The sequence below is a fragment of the Paraburkholderia nemoris genome, from assembly GCF_905221015.1.
Taxonomy (GTDB): Bacteria; Pseudomonadota; Gammaproteobacteria; order Burkholderiales; family Burkholderiaceae; genus Paraburkholderia; species Paraburkholderia nemoris.
Genome location: NZ_CAJNBO010000030.1, coordinates 47521 through 63552 on the forward strand (window position 1 = coordinate 47521; position 16032 = coordinate 63552).

At 62.2% G+C, this 16032-nt stretch carries 15 protein-coding genes; 4 read left to right on the forward strand and 11 right to left on the reverse strand.

All coding sequences use genetic code 11. From position 1 onward, the window contains the following. Positions 1-3: 3 nt before the first annotated feature. Positions 4-900 carry a LysR family transcriptional regulator gene (locus tag KHO33_RS33860; RefSeq protein WP_200567083.1) on the reverse strand — a complete coding sequence of 299 codons (897 nt, stop codon included), beginning with the start codon at positions 898-900 and terminating at the stop codon, positions 4-6. Positions 901-1033: 133 nt separating this feature from the next. Between KHO33_RS33860 and KHO33_RS33865 the strand changes: the two genes are divergently transcribed. Next, positions 1034-1693, forward strand: coding sequence for an NADPH-dependent F420 reductase (locus KHO33_RS33865; protein WP_200567082.1), 660 nt, complete (start codon positions 1034-1036; stop codon positions 1691-1693). A gap of 285 nt (positions 1694-1978) precedes the next feature. Further along, positions 1979-2566, forward strand: a complete 588-nt coding sequence (locus tag KHO33_RS33870) for an ATP phosphoribosyltransferase regulatory subunit (protein WP_236074750.1) — start codon at positions 1979-1981, stop codon at positions 2564-2566. 14 nt (positions 2567-2580) lie between these two features. Here the strand turns inward: KHO33_RS33870 and KHO33_RS33875 are convergent, their stop codons facing one another. From KHO33_RS33875 to KHO33_RS33890, 4 genes are read right to left on the reverse strand one after another with little or no spacing between them, the layout of a single operon-like run. Continuing rightward, positions 2581-3873: an NAD(P)/FAD-dependent oxidoreductase gene (locus tag KHO33_RS33875; protein ID WP_200567081.1), complete on the reverse strand. Its 1293-nt coding sequence runs from the start codon at positions 3871-3873 to the stop codon at positions 2581-2583. Further along, entirely contained in the window at positions 3870-4619 is a 750-nt protein-coding gene (locus KHO33_RS33880) for an amino acid ABC transporter ATP-binding protein (protein ID WP_200567080.1), read from the reverse strand. The genes KHO33_RS33875 and KHO33_RS33880 overlap by 4 nt, the downstream gene beginning before the upstream one ends. Next, complete coding sequence (locus KHO33_RS33885; protein WP_200567079.1) at positions 4616-5272, reverse strand: amino acid ABC transporter permease; 657 nt, start codon at positions 5270-5272, stop codon at positions 4616-4618. Before KHO33_RS33885 ends, KHO33_RS33880 begins: the two co-directional genes overlap by 4 nt. A gap of 29 nt (positions 5273-5301) precedes the next feature. Next, positions 5302-6066: a substrate-binding periplasmic protein gene (locus KHO33_RS33890; RefSeq protein WP_054041519.1), complete on the reverse strand. Its 765-nt coding sequence runs from the start codon at positions 6064-6066 to the stop codon at positions 5302-5304. A 153-nt stretch (positions 6067-6219) separates the two neighbouring features. On the opposite strand from KHO33_RS33890, the gene KHO33_RS33895 reads away from it, so the two are divergent. Next, positions 6220-7041, forward strand: coding sequence for an IclR family transcriptional regulator (locus KHO33_RS33895; RefSeq protein WP_200567078.1), 822 nt, complete (start codon positions 6220-6222; stop codon positions 7039-7041). A gap of 1223 nt (positions 7042-8264) precedes the next feature. On the opposite strand, the gene KHO33_RS33900 is transcribed toward KHO33_RS33895, so the two are convergent. The 4 genes from KHO33_RS33900 to KHO33_RS33915 form a co-directional block, all read right to left on the reverse strand. Then, positions 8265-8990, reverse strand: coding sequence for an aspartate/glutamate racemase family protein (locus KHO33_RS33900; RefSeq protein ID WP_093642981.1), 726 nt, complete (start codon positions 8988-8990; stop codon positions 8265-8267). A gap of 8 nt (positions 8991-8998) precedes the next feature. Beyond that, positions 8999-10216, reverse strand: a complete 1218-nt coding sequence (locus KHO33_RS33905) for a DUF917 domain-containing protein (RefSeq protein ID WP_200567077.1) — start codon at positions 10214-10216, stop codon at positions 8999-9001. Beyond that, entirely contained in the window at positions 10206-12524 is a 2319-nt protein-coding gene (locus tag KHO33_RS33910) for a sigma-54 interaction domain-containing protein (protein WP_200567076.1), read from the reverse strand. Before KHO33_RS33910 ends, KHO33_RS33905 begins: the two co-directional genes overlap by 11 nt. Positions 12525-12910: 386 nt before the next feature. Continuing rightward, positions 12911-13603: an NnrU family protein gene (locus KHO33_RS33915; protein ID WP_054041464.1), complete on the reverse strand. Its 693-nt coding sequence runs from the start codon at positions 13601-13603 to the stop codon at positions 12911-12913. 172 nt (positions 13604-13775) lie between these two features. On the opposite strand from KHO33_RS33915, the gene KHO33_RS33920 reads away from it, so the two are divergent. Beyond that, positions 13776-14150 carry a VOC family protein gene (locus tag KHO33_RS33920; protein ID WP_054041462.1) on the forward strand — a complete coding sequence of 125 codons (375 nt, stop codon included), beginning with the start codon at positions 13776-13778 and terminating at the stop codon, positions 14148-14150. 85 nt (positions 14151-14235) lie between these two features. Here KHO33_RS33920 and KHO33_RS33925 read toward each other — a convergent pair whose 3' ends face one another. Then, positions 14236-15006 carry an SDR family oxidoreductase gene (locus tag KHO33_RS33925; RefSeq protein WP_200567075.1) on the reverse strand — a complete coding sequence of 257 codons (771 nt, stop codon included), beginning with the start codon at positions 15004-15006 and terminating at the stop codon, positions 14236-14238. Positions 15007-15096: 90 nt separating this feature from the next. After that, positions 15097-15951, reverse strand: a complete 855-nt coding sequence (locus tag KHO33_RS33930) for an alpha/beta fold hydrolase (protein ID WP_054041460.1) — start codon at positions 15949-15951, stop codon at positions 15097-15099. Positions 15952-16032: the final 81 nt, after the last annotated feature.

Genomic DNA, 16032 nt, shown 5'->3' on the forward strand with positions numbered 1-16032 from the left:
ATTTCACGCGGCGTGCGGCCCGAATTCGGCCACCACCTGATCGATAAACGCGCGCAATTTCGGGGTGGCGCGGCTCGCCGGAAACACCAGATGCATGGGTCGCGCGGGCGCTTCATAGCCGTTCAGCAGACGCACCAGCCGGCCCGCGGCGAGTTCGTCCTTCACCGCCACTTCGGGCGCGAGGATCACGCCGCCGCCATTGAGGGCCGCGGCCAGCAGCGCTTTCACGTCGTTGGCCTGAAAGCGACCTGAGATCGGCGCCACGTGTTCGCCCTGGGCATCGGCGAAACGCCATGCGGTGTCAACCGGCAGGCTCGTATAGACGAAGCTCAGGCACTCGTGCTGCGCCAGCGCTTGCGGCGTCTGCGGCTCGCCGCGCTCGGCCAGGTAGCCGGGCGACGCGCAGGCGACCAGCCGGTACGGCATCAACTGCCGCGCGATCAACGACGAATCCGACAGCGAGCCGAGACGGATCGCGGCTTCATAACCTTCGTCGATCAGATCGACGAAGCGGTCCGTCAGCGCCAGCTCGACCCGTACCTCGGGATTGGCCTTCAGGTAACGCGTGATCATCGGTGCGAGACAGCAGGCGCCGAAGGTCACCGGCGCCGTGATGCGCAAACGCCCGCGCGGCGAGGCAGACAGATCCTGCGCGACCGATTCGGCCGCGTCGGCATCCGCCAGCAGCGCCTTGCAGCGTTCGTAGAAAATCTGGCCGATCTCCGTGAGGCTCTGGCGGCGTGTGGTCCGGTTGAGCAAACGCGCGCCGACGCGTTCCTCCAGCGTGCTGACATGCTTGCCGGCCATCTGCGCGGAGATGCCGAAGGCGAGCGCGGCTGCAGCGAACGAGCCGCTGTCGGCCGTTTTCACGAACACGGCCATGCTGGTCAAACGATCCATGATTCACCACTACTGGTTTCGACAGCCATCAAACTACGCCCGTTTATCCGATTGAAGTTTTGAATCATAGTGCTTCTCACCGATGGACGGGCGCTCAGCCGAGCGATCCGCGGATAAACATGGAGTGTGAAACATGAAGATAGGCATTCTCGGCGCCGGTTTTCTCGGCCGCGCGATGGCGATCGTCGCGAAGAACCATGGTCACGAAGTGATGATCAGCAATTCCCGTGATCGGCGGACCTTGATCAGTACGGCCGCGGTGCTTGGCTGTGCGCTCGGCACGGCCGAAGAGGCGGCGAAGTTCGGCGATGTGGCGGTGGTGACCGTGCCCTTCAGCAACATTGGCGCGCTGCCGGTTGCGGCACTCGATGGCAAGATTGTGATCGACACGTGCAACTACTATCCCGACCGCGACGGCCACATCGAGGCGCTCGACAGTCGCTCGACAACCACTAGCCAGATGCTGGCCGCCGCGTTGCCCGGCGCGAAGGTGGTCAAAGCCTTCAACGCGATTCTGGCGAGGGACCTGGAAACGGACGGCAAGCCTGCGGATGCGCCGAACCGCCGGGCTTTGCCGTTCGCGAGCGATGACGAGCGGGCCAAACATGTCGTGCGTGAACTTGTCGATCAGTTCGGCTTCGATCCAGTCGATGCCGGCGCGCTCACCGACAGTTGGCGCTTCGAGCGTGCGAAGCCGGTCTATTGCATTCCTCTGGATCGCGCGGGCATCGTCGAAGGATTGGCGGCGGCGCAGCGGGACGTCGAGTTGGCGCATGGATCGTGGCGGCATTGAGTGGAGCGCGGCGATGTGTTCCCAAAATTAAATCGATATGCGACTATGCCCTCCATGGAATCCCGTAACGTACTGTTCAATGCTCACCACCATCACGGCCGCATGCTGTTGCGCCGTGGTTCGTTACGTCCATAGCAGGGAATCGGGACTTTACTGATCCCGTTTCATGCACCAACGACCAAGGCGCCCCCAGGGCGCCTTTTTTTATTTCTACGCACAAGAGACCAGATATGACCATGATCCGTGGAACCCGTTTTATCGTCGGAACTGAAGCCGCACAGATTCGTGCACTCGAAAACCGCTTCCGGAGCTACCTTCATTGAAGCCGGGGCAGAGGAGGCGATCGTTCCTGCGCTGTGGGGACAAGACACCTTCATCCAGAAAGCCGGTGGCAGTGAGGTCATCGGGCAGATGTGGGCTTTCCCGGACAAGAAAGGCAGACCTTGCTGTCTGATCCCGGAAGCGACAGCGCTTTTTCAGGAGCGCTGCAAGGAATTACTGGGACTGCAGACGGAGCGCATGCTGTTCTATGTCGCGCGGTGCTATCGGTATGAGCGGCCTCAGGCCGGCCGTTACCGCGAATTCTCGCAACTCGGTTTCGAATATCTTTGCCCGGATCCTCAACGGGCCAACCTGCGCAGCCAGGAGATCGTGACGGGCTTTCTGGATTCGATCGGACTGAGTTACGAGATCGACAGTTCGGCGCGACGCGGTCTTAGCTATTACCTGAACGGCATGGGCTTCGAGATGCGCTGCACCGAACTTGGCGCGCAACAACAGATCGTCGGTGGTGGGGCGTATCGCGAAGGCGCGGGGTTCGGCATCGGCGCAGAGCGGTTGCTGTTGGCGATGGTGGCTCAAGGTGTCGTGTAGAAGACACTTTGGATTCAACTCATCGCATCGAGCAATCCATACCACGCAACCCCAGCGCTGATATAAAAGCGCTGAAGCGCGTGCAGCGGGATCCGCCGGATCGATGTCGGCGGCAACGGCAGTCCACGCGCCGCGCCTGCCAGATGCGCGGCGAGGTGCTTGCCGAGCGTCGTGGCCATCGCGATCCCGCGGCCGTTGTAGCCTAACGCGATCGTCAATCCGGGTGCGGGCAGATGAACATGCGGCAGGAAATCCCGTGTGATGGCGATGCGTCCGGCCCAGCGATACTCGTACTCGACGTCCAACAGTTGCGGGTACAACAATCTGGCGGCGCGTTCGAGGTGCGCCCAGTCCGCCGCACCGCGTGGTTCGCGAAAAGGTCCGCGGCCGCCAATCAACAGGCGGCCTTCGCTGTCGCGCCGGAAGTACAGCAGCAAGCGCCGCGAATCGGACGCCACTTCACGCCCGGGCAGTATGCTTTCGCTGATCTTCGCGGCGAGCGGCTTCGTCGCCACGATGAAGCTGTTCGCCGCGATCACCGACTGCGCGATCCCCGGCCACAGCGAATCGCTGTATCCATTGGTTGCAAGCAGGACCTGACGCGCATCGATGGTCGGTCCGTGAGCCGTGTGAATGCGCCATCCATCGGCGCATTGTTCGAGGCGCCTCGCGACCGTCGCGCCGTGAATCGCCACGCCACGCGCGAGGGCAGCGCGCGCAAGTCCCCGCGCGTAGCTGAGCGGTTGCACGCTGCCCGCGCGGCGGTCCACCCAGCCCCCGACAAACGCCTCCGTGCCGAGCCGCTGCGCAATCTGCGCGCGATCAAGTAACTCGACGCGCGCGCCACGCGATTCCCACTGGCGCGCCCGCGCATGCAGCGTATCGAGCAGTCTGGTCGAATGCGTGGGCTGAATCCAGCCGGCGCGTGTCGCATCGCATGCGATGCTGTGGCGCTCGATCAGATCGAACACCGTGTCGGCTGCGCCGCCCGTCATCCTGACGAGCGCGTCGCCATCCTCCGGGCCAAACCGGCGCAAGAGTTCGTCGGGGTCGTACTTGAGACCCGGGATCACCTGTCCGCCATTGCGTCCCGATGCGCCCCAGCCCGGCTCGTTCGCATCGATCACGCAGACGTCCACACCGAGTTCGCTCAAATGCAGCGCCGTGGATAAGCCCGTGTAACCCGCGCCCACAATCGCCACCTGAACACGCTTCGATACATCGAGCGGCGGCGTGCGCACCGTGGCCTCAGCGGTGGTAGCCCAGAGCGACGGCGGCAACGGCTGACCGGCTTCTACTGACTTCATTGCGCGATTCCGTTCGACGTGGGCATGAGCATGCGGCGCAGAAAATCGCGCGTGCGTGGATGAGTCGGCCGCTCGAGCAGATCGGCTGTCGCGCCTTCCTCGCAAATGGTGCCGTCGTACAGAAAGCACACACGATCAGCCACTTCGCGCGCGAAGCCCATCTCGTGCGTGACGACGATCATCGTCATGCCGTCGTTCGCGAGTTGCCGCATCACGCCGAGCACTTCGCCGACGAGTTCCGGATCGAGCGCGGAAGTCGGTTCGTCAAACAGAATCGCTTTCGGCTCCATCGCAAGTGCACGCGCGATGGCGACGCGCTGTTGCTGGCCGCCCGAGAGCTCGGCTGGATACGCGTCCATCCGATGCGCGAGGCCGACCTTGTCGAGCAGATGCCGCGCTTTCTCGCGCGCCGCCTCACCCGCTTCCTGTTTCACATAGAGCGGCCCTTCGCAGACGTTCTCCAGTGCCGTGCGATGTGGAAACAGATTGAAGCGCTGAAACACCATGCCGACCTGCGTGCGCAACTCATGGATGTGCTTCGACCTGGCGTCGACGCGCGCGCCTTCGACGGTGATCGTGCCGGCGTCGTAGGTTTCGAGACCGTTGATGCAACGCAGGAGCGTCGATTTGCCCGAGCCCGACGGCCCGATCAGACAGACAACCTGGCCGGCTTCGACGTTGAGGCTCACGCCCTTGAGCACTTCCTGATCGTGGAAGCGCTTGTGAATGGATTGAACTTCGATCATCGCTTTCCCTTCTGACCGAGACGGCGCTCGAGGCGCCGCAAGCCGTAGACGAGCGGCAGGCTGAGCGCGAGATAGAGCAGCGCGACGAGCGTGAATACCGTCATGTTCTGGAACGTCGACGACGCAATCAGCTGGCCGGCGCGCGTCATTTCCGCGACGGTGATGGTCGAGGCCAGCGACGAGTCCTTCAGCATCATCACGAGCGTGTTGCCATACGGCGGCAGCGCGATTCGAAACGCTTGCGGCAGAATCACGCGACGCATGATCAACGCGTTACGCATGCCGATGGATTGCGCGGCTTCGATCTGGCCGTGGTCGATTGCCTGAATGCCGGCGCGGAAGTTCTCCGCCTGATACGCCGAGTAGGCAACGCCCAGCCCGATGAAACCCGCCTGGAACGCGCTCAACTGCACGCCGAGATCGGGCAGCACGAAGTAGATGTAGAACAGCTGCACGATGATCGGCAGGCCGCGAATCACGTTGATGAACGTGGCCGCTGCGTGCGAGAGCAGCTTGTTCGACGACACGCGCATCAGCGCCAGCACGAGGCCGAGGAGCGTGCTGAGAACGAACGCGCAGAAGGTGATCTCGACGGTGACGACCGCGCCTTTCAGCAGGATCGGCAGGAAGTCGAGCGCATTCTGGATGAACATGACGTGATCTCCTCAGGCAGCGAGCCGCGTCATTCCACCTGCCACTTCTTGATGATCTGCGTGAGCGTGCCGTCTGCCTTGATCTTGCGGATGCCGGCGTTCAGCTTCTCCAGCGTTGCGTTATCGCCCTTGCGCACCACGAAGCACAGTTGGCCCTTCACGCTCGGCTGATAACCGTCGACGAGCCGCAACTGCGGGTTCGGGTTCTTCTGCAACTGATACGCGATGATCGGATGGTCGCCGAAGCCCGCCTTGATGCGGCCGAGCGCGACGTCGCGCATGATGTCGGCGACCGAATCGTACGTGCGCACTTCCTTGAAGATGCCTTTCTTGTTCAGCGCGTCGACGAAGGCGGTGCCCACTTGCGCGCCGACCACTTCGCCCTTGAGATCGTCCATCGACGTGTACTTGCCCTTGTCGTCGGCGCGCACGATCAGACCTTCGCCGTACGAATAGACCGTGTCGGAGAAGTCGACGACCTGCTCGCGGGCCGGCGTCTTCAGCATGGCGGCGGAGATCACGTCGATCTTCTTCGTGGTGAGCGACGGGATCAGCGCGGAGAAGGTGGTCTGTTCCACCTTCACGTCGAAACCGGCGGCCTTGCCGGTTGCGGTGATCGCATCGACCAGCAGACCCTGGATCGAGTTGCTTTTCACGTCGAGGAAGGTGAACGGCACGCCGGTGGCCGTCGCGCCGACCGTGTACTCCGGCTCGGCGGCCGCCATGGCCGGCGTTGCTGCGAGGACCAACAGCGCGACGGCTGCGCCGGCGATGCGCTTGACTAACTGGATCATGAGATTCTCCACGACGGTGACGGACTACGATTGAGGAATCGGTGACTGGTTTGACTTCATCATATTCGAGTCAAAAATATCGAATAACATTATTTGCGTATCGATATTCGATATGCTAACGTCAATACATCACGATCACCATTGGGTATTTCCATGAGCGGCAAAGGGGTGGAGCAGGCAAGCGAGAGCGAAGCGCTAGGCGAAGTGCCGGACGCGCTCTTCAATCAATCGCTGGAAAAAGGCATCGCGGTGCTGCGCGCATTCAGCGCGCAACGCCGAACCATGAGCCTGCCGGAAGTGGCCGAGGCGACTTCGATCACGAAGAGTTCGGCGCAACGGATGATCTACACGCTGGAGAAGCTCGGCTACGTGCGCAAACATCCGCGCACGAAGCGCTATCAGCTTACTCCGCGTGTTGTGCAGATTGGCTTTAACTACCTCGCGGCGGATACGCTCATCGACGTGGCCAACCCGTTCCTCTCCGAGCTCACGAACGTGACCGGCGAGACGACCAGCCTGACCGAGCCGGACGGCGCCGAGATGCTGTACGTCGCGCGTTTTGTCTGCATGAAGTTCGTGCCGATTCACATGCCGATAGGCAGCCGCATTCCGATGTACTGCACGGCATCAGGCCGTGCTTATCTGAGCGCGCTGCCGGACGATGAAGTGCGCACGCTGCTCGAGGCGAACGACCGTGTTGCGCATACGCAGTACACGGTGACGGACATCGGCGAGATCGAAGCGTTGCTCGGGGCGGCGCGCCGCAGGGGCTATACGTCGAACCGTGAGGAACTGTTCATCGGCGACATGACGATTGCGGCGCCCGTGCTGGATGGTGAAAGAAGACCCGTGGCGTCGGTGCACGTGGTCGCGCCGACCAGCCGCTGGACGCTAGCCGATGCCGAGCAGCGCCTCGCACCCGCGGTGATCGATTGCGCGCGTGGCATCAGCAATTCGATCAGGACGCTGGGTTGACCTATCCGTGCAGTTCGCCAACAAGGCGGGAAAGGCGTGCAATACGATGGCGGTACATCGGCGCCTGCGGGGAATTTTTCAGATGTTCGACGCGATCGCGCCAGTAGGTTGGCGGAAAAGGCTTTTGCGGCGCGCATGCCACTACGCGTTCAAGATGAACGAGTTCGCTTTCGAAAAGATGGTGGTGCATTGTTCGATTTCCCCGTGGATGGCCAGTCTGGTCCGTTCGCGACGCCGCTAACTATCTGACGCCGCTCAGGGCTTCTAAAGCAGATTCTCGTCCGCGCGGTGGACTGCGCGGTAATGCAATGCAACGCAACGCAAAAAGACCGCTTACCTGGCTATCCGGAAAAACCTGTGGGGGTGGCCGGGTGCGTGAGTGCCGCAGCGTGCTTCACGCAGGATCGGTCGATGTGCCGCGATTGACGCGGACAAATTAAAAGGGCGGGCCGCCGTTGCTGGTCCCCGCAAAGGGAGGCAACGACGGCCGAACCTCGGAGCGGCCCGCCTGATGCATGGCCAGGCGGATTCCACCATGTCGGTTTTACGCATTGCAACGATCTTCTCTACGGAAGTATTCGGTTGCCGCGTGCCGACACACAACAGTTACAGCTACAACAACAGCACAGCCCTCTCTCAAACTGCCGCCAGCGACTTGATATCGCTGGCGTTGATCGCGCGTCAAACATGGTTCGGATCACTAATCGCAGGATCGTGACGATTCACGGCGATCCCTCGATCAGCGGCGTCGGCGATCCACGAACGGGATATCGCCAGACGTCGGTGCGTCGAACACATTGCAGCGCGCGATCTTTTTTGGTCCCTCAGGCTCCCCGGCTTGTCTGGCAGGTTTATTGCACGTTCTGGGTACTACTGCAGCCTTGGTGGTCGTTTTTATCGGTCGGTGGCGGCTATCAACCGTATATAAGCAATCACTGTGCCATGCTGCGAAGCCGCATGGCAGCGGGAATGTCGAAACTTTTCAGTCGCGGCATTGGACAGTCTCGTCCAGACGTACGCCAGGAAGTGGACGATTTCGTCCAATCGGCAAATCGTGGCGCATTGAAGGACTAATTCGTCCGTATGACGGCGAACCTGGCGATGAAGCAGGAAGGTGTGGGGGAGAGGCTGATTGAGGCGAGAACATCCGGCGCGGCAATCGCGCGCCGCGCCGGATGGATAGACAGGCAGGGAAGGCAGTGCTGGTTACGACTGGAGGCTGGCTACGACTGGAGGCTGACCTTGCTATAGGTCAATCGGCTAGGGCGCACCTGCATACGCACCAGTGACACGAGGAAGCTGAACCCGGCCTGATTCGGATCGATCACCGGCACATAGGCGCCCAGTTCCTTGGTGAGCAACTGGGAGACGCGGCTCGCGACGTCCACGAAACCTGTACACCCGAGCAGAATGGACTGCGCGCCGTCCTTCTTGATCGCCTTCAGCGCCGCTTCGAAGGTGCGAATGACCACCACATCGACGTCGTCGAGTTGCGCGACGGGGCAATTGATCGCACGGATCGACGCGAACGAGTCCTGGATGCCATAGGTCTGCGGATGACCGCGCTGCATCGCGAGCGTGCTTTGCAGGATCGTGACGATCGAGAAGCGCTGGCTGAGCGCGAGCGCCGTGAAGGCCGTAGCGGGAAAGCCGCCGATGATCGGAATATCGATCACCTCGCGCGCGGCTTCAACGCCGCACATGTCGAAGTCGGTCAGCCAGATGCCGTCGAATCCGTCGTTTGCGATTGCTTGCGCAAGCTCGACCACCGGCATGCCGTTCTGCAGCCAGTTCGTGCGGTTCTCGATATCGGGGTGCCCCTGCGTGATGTTGCGGATCTCGACCTGGACGTCCGGCGGCACGACCGGTGCGATCGCCTTCAGGATGCGCTCGTTGTATTGCGACGTGGCGACGGGCACGAGCACACAGATGCGCAGAGTGGGATTCAAAGGCGTGTTCAAGATAGGTTTCCCCTGGTCGTGGGGGGAAGCGATTCCAGCGGCACATACGGCCCGAGATAGCCGAGCGAGTTCAGCAACTGCATGAAGCTGTCGAGAATCAGACCAGGTTTGCGCAGTTCGGCTTCGGCACGCCAGGCAATCAGCGTGACGGGGCGCTTGCCGATCGCCGGATTCAGCGAACCGTCATCCTGTACAAGGTCGCCATTGCTATAGATCGACTGGCCTTCGCCGCCGACGAAATAGGCGACGCTATCCGGCGACAGCACGATCGGCTGCGGAGACGCGCTGTCCCACGCGAGCAGCGACTCGTTCTGGTACATCACGGTGTAGGTATGTTGACCGGCCTGAATCCGAATCTTGCCGACGTCGAAGCCGCCACTTGTATCGACTTCGGCCGAGACCAGTTCGCCCGGCTCCGAGATAGCGCGCGCGGCGAGCCCGCAACGCTCATTGAGATAGCCGATCATCTGCTGGGCGCTGCCGATCTGCCCGGCCTGCACCGCGCGCCCGAGGTCCAGCGCGCGTTTCAATGTGCCACGAATGGGTGTCGCGCGGCCGATATCGGCCGGCGTCATGACCCACATCGCGAGGCCGCCGAACTGGCCGAACTCGGGATCGGCGACGACCGGACGCATCATCTGCTCGACGATCGCCGACACGTCGCGTTGTTGAGTCGGACCACCGTGGTTGCTGTCGCGCGGCGTCACGTCGAGCTCGACGCTCAGGCCGCCCTGGCTCACGAGGAACGCCGGGCGCGGATCGATTTCGGCGGCCGCGAAAGTGAGCATCGGCAGCGAGGGAACGGCGCGGCCGGCTCCGTCAGCGTCGATGACCGCGAGGCCGAGCTTTGCCGCCACGAGCGCCGCCACCGTGAAGCCCAGCGCGCCGCTTTCCGGCGGCATCACATAGGCGAGCCTGGTGGACTGCGATGCGAGCCGGGCCTGGACATTCTGCACAGCCGTCACCGGCCCGAGCGGGTAGATGGCTGAATTGATCGCTTCGGGCGCACCGAGATAGGCGACCATGACCGCCGCGCCTTCGGTGGCTTCTTCGACGGACACAACCTTGATCGTGTCCGTCGAGTAGTAATCGCCGGGGACAAAATGCGCAGCCAGATGCCGCGCGGATTCGATTGTGCCGCCGCCACCGCTGCCAAAGAACGCGGCCCCTAGCAGCAGCGGTTCCAGGTCTTCCTTGCGTAACTCATAGGCCATTTGTTATTCCTTTCGTATAGACGTCGATAGAAACTTCGCGCTGGAGTTCGGCGAGCAAACTCATGGCGCTGGTGACACGCGTGGTCGAATCAGTCGTCAGCGAACGCAAACCGCGCTCGAGAATGTCGATTGCTTCGGCGATGCGTCCGGTGGCGCGCAACAAATCCGCGAGATAACGCGCGGCGTCCACGCGCGCCGGCACCGAACCAAACGCAAGCGCGGTGGACAACGCGGTACGCAGACCCAGTTCCGCCGCGTTCACCTCGCCGAGTGCCCACTGCGCGCGTGCCCGGGTAACCAGCAATTCGCCCAGGTAGACGCGTTCCTGACGCGCGAGGGTCTCGTCGATCGCGGCGGCGAGCATCGTCTCGCACGTTTTCGCGCGGCCGGCGCGCAGCAGCAGCTCGCCGTGCTGCCATGCCATGAAGGAATAGAACAGCGCACCGCCGTTGCAAACGACGTGGTTATCGTAGCCGTCGAGCATGACAGTTTCCGCTTCGTCGGAATGGCCGAGCGCACTGAGGTGGCAGGCGCGAAGGACCTGTCCGACGCCCCGGTAGAACGCGAAGCCGTTCGCGATCGAAACCGACTCGAGTTCGCTCGCGAGGTGCCCCAGCCGGTCCATGTCTTCGAACAGGCAGGCGAGCCAGGAGGCGCCCTGCAGGTTGACGGCATGAGCGAACGCGTGCGCGCCTGGCTCCGAGGCGCGCAGGATCAACATTTCCATGGCGCGGCGCGCTTGCACGAAGGCGCCGATCTGGTAGGCCGCGAGTCCTTCGAAAGTCAACGCGAGACTGGCGAGATCGATCCCTTGCGAGCCGGTGCGGGTGTCGTCGCGCGCCACGCCAAGCAGGTTGCCGCGCGCGAGACAGGCGAGGGCTTCTTCGCTGTCGCCGAGCCAGAAGAGGGTGTTCGTCATCGCGACGTGAGCTTCGTCGAGTGACACCCGATCACCGCCGTTCTGCGCGCGCTCCAGCATGTTCTGCGCGGTTGCACGAGCCTGCTTGAGTTGAAGCGTCGTCAGCTGCGTGGTCCAGACGCCGAACTGGATCGCTGCGATTTCGGCGGGGGTACAGACGCCTTCGCCGACGGCCAGCGCGGCGGCGTAACAGGCGGTGGCCTCCGCGTACAGCCAGCCGTGCACGCTGCGCAGGCTCATGCCGAGCAAGCGGTAGGCGTCGAACTGAAGACGGCGCGCGGCCTCCTGTTCGTGCGGCGTTTGCAGCAGGTCGAGGCAGCGCCGCAACGGCGGAATGGCTTCGGCGAACTTCGATTCCTCGATCAGCGCGCTCGCATGTTCGAGACACTTGCGCGCTTCACGGTGATGTTCCTCGCGCGACTTCAGACGCCGCTCGATTGTCTTGCGGCCAACGCCCAACAGGGTGGCTGCCGCACTCTTGTTGCGCCCGGTCCGCTCGAGCGCGCGGTCGATCAAAAGGTCTTCGGCGGCGGCGAGTTTGTCGCGTCCTTCGAGTTGCAGAAGCATGTCGGCGAGGCTGGCGCGCGACACCGGTCCGCCGGTTTCGTTGGCGAGAAACGGCTCGAGCGAGTCGACGTCGATGCTCGTGTTTTCGGCGAGCACGCTCAACTGACTGATCAGATTGCGCAACTGCCGGATGTGGCCCGGCCATGCGTGCTGGGCAAGCCGGCGAACGGCGGCCGGTGAAAACTCCAGACGGCGCGTGTGCTGCGACGCGAAGTGGGTGACAAGCGCGGGGATATCCTCGACGCGCTGTTCGAGTCCGGGCACGGCAAGCACGAAGACCGCGAGCCGGTAGAAGAGGTCCTCGCGGAAGAGCCCTTCGCGTGCGAGTTCGCGCAGGTCGCGGTGAGTCGAGGCAACCACGCGTCCTGCGAAGTGCAGACTGGTGGACGAACCAATCGGACGGAAAGTTCGCGTTTCAAGTACGCGCAGCAGTTTGGGTTGCAGCGCGAGCGGCAGTTCGCCGATTTCATCGAGCAGCAGCGTGCCCTTGCCGACCTGCTGGAAAAGTCCCTGGCGGTTTTCGCCCGCGCCGGTGAAGGCGCCTTTGACGTGGCCGAACAATTCGGCTTCGACGAGATTCTCTGGAATCGCGCCGCAGTTGACGTCGACGAAAGGTTGATCCTGGCGCAGGCTGTGCGCGTGCACACGACGAGCGACCAGTTCTTTGCCCGAACCAGTTGGTCCAAAAATGAGCAAAGGATGATCGGTGGGGGCAACGCGATCGATCATGCGGACCAGTTGACGAAACGCTGGCGCGCCGCCCACAAAGGCGCCGGAATCAGCCTTGTCGTGAGCGAACGGAACGTCAGGGGTGTAACTCATTACAAAATACGCTCCACTTGATCCGCGTTGCGCAACGCGGAAATTACCGTCGAAAAGACGGGGCGGACGGCGATGCAAATCGGTCTGGTGTCTGGCCAGTTCGTCCGATTGCGTGGTCGAAACCGTCCACCGCAATAAAGAGACAGAGTATGACGGCTTGTTGCCGATGTTGTCTTTTCGAAAATAACCCTCGCAACAACGCGATTGCGGATTGCATGGCAGTGTGCTGCGAGCGTGGGCGAGTCGATGACTTCTCTGCGGCGCCGGTGACCGTAGAAATGAAAGTATCAGCGGGGAATGTAAATATCAGCGGGGAATGAAACGTGTCCCGGGTGCCGTGCCGGGCTCATCGAATGAAAGGTGGGTGTCAAGATGGGTGACTGCGTTTACAGCCAGCGCCAGATGCCCGCGGCCCATCCGGTGAGCGGCATGTGAGCCCAGGTCGCGACGAGCCACACAACGAAACCGCCCAACAACGCATGCAAGCCGAACCCACCGAGCCGCGCACGGCCGGCCGCGATCGCCGCGAACGGCAGGTAGCTCGTCTTCGACTCCCATTCAGGCCAGAGCTCGGGCTGGAGCTGCTCTTTCTTCCGGTCCTGCAAGGCGGCGCCGACGAGCGCGAGAACGACGATAGCCGCTGCAACGATGTTGCTCTTGGCCACCGGGAACACAGCGATGTGACACAGCCCCCACAGTACGAACGACCACAACATCGGATGGCGCGTCACTGCGTACACGCCGAGCGCCGCTTGCGGGAACGCAGTGGGCCGGCCGCCGGTGGGCAGCGCCGGGTTGCGGATCAGGGAGCCCATCAGGAGGATGGATGCGATCAGCATCACTACCGTCGCAATCGCCCAGACCCCGTCTCCTGCCGGCCAGAGTGGTGCCGTCAAAGGCGCCTTCAGGTAGGCGGCGATCAACCAGCCGAGCGTCGCGAAGGCAACCAGCGAATAGACGCCCAGAAACCCCTTTTCGCCAATCGCGCTGACCAGCGGCCTGCGCAGCGGATGGGACAAGACAAAGTGACTACCCACAAAGGCGACTGCCGCCGCTGCAACTGCGCTGGTGCTTCCCATTGGCCCGGCTCCTCACGTTATATCGCTGGCTGACCGTATTGCGCGTGTTCCATTTCCAGTACCGAAGATTACTCCTTCGCGCTCTCCCTTCTTGTGACTGTGTGTGGCAACATCGCGGAAATCTCTAAATCACGTCAGGCCTCGCGCAGGCCCACACACTTCAGGAGAGTTCATGTTCGACCACGTCAAATTCGGAGTCAGCGACTATGCAGCGAGCAAAGCGTTCTTCGTCAAGGCACTCGAACCGATCGGCGTAGCGGTTGTCGGGGAGGGGCCGCCGACGTACGGCGTCGAGCTTAGCCCGCCAGGTAAGGCTTCACTGTGCCTGTACCAGACCGACGAGAAGCCGGCGCATCTTCACCTGGCGTTCACGGCAGACAATCGCCAGCAAGTCGAAGCTTTCTATCGCGCGGCTCTGGAGACGGGTGCCAAAGACAATGGTGCGCCGGGTCTGCGCCCGCACTACCACGCGAACTACTATGCAGCTTTCGTGATCGGTCCGGATGGGCACAACATCGAAGTGGTCTGCCACCAACCCGAGGCCTAAGCCTTCCATCGAGCGGACTCGCGAAGCCCGGCGCGCGTCCGCTTCGGGCCTCGCTGCGAACAGTCAGCTTGATGACGATGGCCGTTCAGATCGACTTGACCTCGCCGCCGTCCATCCTCAACGTCGAGCCCGTCATCCAGTGCGCCGCGGGCGACACGATGAACGCCATCAGCTCGGCAATTTCTTCGGGTGTGCCGTAGCGCGCGATGCCCGCTTCGACAGGAAAGCGCGCCGTCGCTTCTTCGACCGTCATGTTGTGGAGCGGCGCCCAATGTTCCAGATAGGATTGCCGCCGGCCGGTCATCACCGGGCCGGGCAGCACGCTGTTGACCTGCACGCCGTCTGCAATCCCACGGTCCGAAAAGGCTTTTGCCAGCGCCACAATCGCTGCGTTGATCGTGCCCACGGCGGCGTAGGGTGCTTTGGGAAACAGCGCCGAGTTACCTGACATCAGCACCACCGATCCCGAGGTTTTCTTCAACGACGGCCATGCCGCAATCGTCAATCGCCGCGCGCCGTGCAGCTTCAGCGCGAAGCCGCGGTCCCATTGATCGTCGCTCATCTCGAAGACATCGGTCTGCGGCACCGCGCCCGCGATGTTGAGTAAAGCGTCGATCTGGCCGAATGCCGACAGCGTCTGATCGACCACCTTCTGTGCGGCTTCTGGATCTGACAGGTCGAGGTCGATTGGAAGCGCTTTTGCACCGGCCTTTCTGACTTCGTCAGCGGTCTGAGTGAGGTTCTCACGATTGCGGGCAACCACCACGACCGACGCAAAGTCGCGCGCCAACCTGATGGCGGTTGAACGGCCGATACCCTGGCTCGCGCCTGTAACGATTGCTACCTTGTTCGACATTTCCTTTCTCCTTCATTGCTGAACTGGACTGGACTCGATGAGTTGCTAAACCAGCGACTCAATGGACAACCCCCACGCTGCGCTCGCCTGTTAGCGAATCAGAAATCCGGAAATAGCCGCGGCGATCTCCGCCGCATGCGTTTCCAGCGCGAAATGGCCGGTGTCGAAAAAGCGCACCTCGGCATTCGGGATGTCACGCTTGAACGCCTCGGCGCCGGGTGGCAGAAAAAACGGATCGTTCGCCCCCCACACGGCGAGCAAAGGGGGCTGGTGACTGCGGAAATACTGCTGAAATGCGGGATACAACGCGACATTGTTCCGGTAGTCGCCAAACAGATCGAGCTGGATCTCGTCCGCGCCCGGGCGGCTCAGATAGAAGTCGTCGAGTGAGTAGCCGTCTGGGGAGACTGACGCCGTGTCTTGCACGCCATGCGTGTACTGCCACACGGTCGTCTCGTGCGTCAACATGGCACGAAGCGCCTCGCGATTGGCCTGCGACGGATCCTGCCAGTAAGCCCGAATCGGATTCCAGCCCTCGCTCAGGCCTTCTTCGTATGCGTTGCCATTCTGCGAGATGATCGCGGCGATCCGCTCGGGGTGCCGGAGTGCAAGCCGAAAACCCGTCGGCGCGCCGTAGTCGAACACGTACATGGCAAAGCGGTCGAAACCGATCTGCTCGGTGAAGCGTTCGATCACGGCGGCGATGTTGTCGAACGTGTACGCGAAGGCATCGCGGCTTGGCATGTCCGACTGGCCGAAACCAGGCAGGTCGGGCGCGACGATATGGAAGTGCTCGGCCAGTAACGGGATCAGATCTCGAAACATGTGGCTCGAACTTGGGAAACCATGGAGAAGTAGCAGCTTCGGCGCGGTCGGACGACCCGCTTCGCGGTAGAACACCTTGACGTTGTTGACATCAGCGAAACGATAGGAAATGGCGGACATGGGTTGACTCCCGGTTGGGTAGAGGTACGTTCGAAATGGCAGGCGAGAACAGCGCCTGTCGGCATGACAGGTTTGAGTCAT